This is a genomic window from Vibrio sp. Vb0598, from assembly GCF_033338935.1.
GTDB lineage: Bacteria > Pseudomonadota > Gammaproteobacteria > Enterobacterales > Vibrionaceae > Vibrio > Vibrio alginolyticus.
The window spans coordinates 1-1,008 of sequence record NZ_JAWOTP010000332.1 but is presented as its reverse complement, the minus strand read 5'-3'; the positions used below and the strand labels follow the sequence as shown (position 1 = coordinate 1,008).

2 protein-coding genes are annotated in these 1,008 nt (G+C 43.8%); both read right to left on the bottom strand.

Annotation, left to right across the window (positions count from 1 at the left end):
- Window positions 1–255 (bottom strand): orotidine 5'-phosphate decarboxylase / HUMPS family protein (locus tag R7Q38_RS25085; RefSeq protein ID WP_318114763.1); only part of this gene is annotated, 255 nt, incomplete at its 3' end.
- Between the two features lie 90 nt (window positions 256–345).
- Window positions 346–1,008, bottom strand: a 663-nt coding sequence (locus R7Q38_RS25080; protein WP_318114762.1) for a tetratricopeptide repeat protein, incomplete at its 5' end; no start/stop codon positions are given.

Genomic DNA, 1,008 nt, shown 5'->3' with positions numbered 1-1,008 from the left:
CACCATCCATACACCTAACTCAGCAGCAGCGCGTACCGCTTTTGAACAGGTGTTCGGGATATCATGAAATTTCAAATCCAGGAATACAGAAAAACCACGTTTGTGGAGTTCACGTACGAAATCAGGACCAAATAGCGTAAACATTTCCTTGCCGACTTTTAGGCGACATGACGCAGGATCAATTCTATCTACAAACGCTAGCGCATCAGCTTGGTTATCATAATCCAGTGCGACAATAACTTTTTGGTCGATCATTTCATCTCCTAATTATTTTTGGTTCTTTTACTTGTTAGACATAAGGTTAAAAAAATGCAGCGGACAGAAACTCTGCCAGCTGCATTAAAACTATTCACCATCCAATCCGCGGATTGGCTTGATCGTCCCCCACCCTTTACAGGAAGGACAATGCCAATAAAGGGAATGAGTAGAGAAGCCACACTTCCTGCATCGGTAGTGCGGTTTTACTTTTAATTGTTCTCCAACCATCGCTTGTAATGTAGATAAACTGTCTTTTGCGCGACCGTCTTCAGCCTCTGCAATGTGGTAGTCAATCAGGCGATAAAAGCCCTTCATGGTTGGATTTTTCAGTAGCTGTTTCGTCAGCAATTCTTGGGCAGCGCCGACGCTTTCATGGTGAGCGACTAACTGAGCCAGCATCAACTCCGCTGACACCCCTGCCTTTTTATCAATACAGGCGCGTAAAAACTCGACCAGTTCATCTTCTTGCCCGAGATGGTGATAGCACTCAGCAATTGTCGGCAAAACATCGCTCACAAAGTCTTTATCTTGCTCCAATACACCCGTTAGATACTTAATGGTTTGTTTGTAGTCTTCTGACTCCAAGTAAATCCGGCCGAGCGAAATACTTGCTCGAACACATTTTGGATCTTCGGAAAGTGCTTTTTTGAAATGCTGGATAGCTTTATTCGTATTGCCATCAGCTTGGTCTAGCATGGCAATTTCACACCAAAAATGCGCAATATTTGTACGCATACGACTACGCTGATT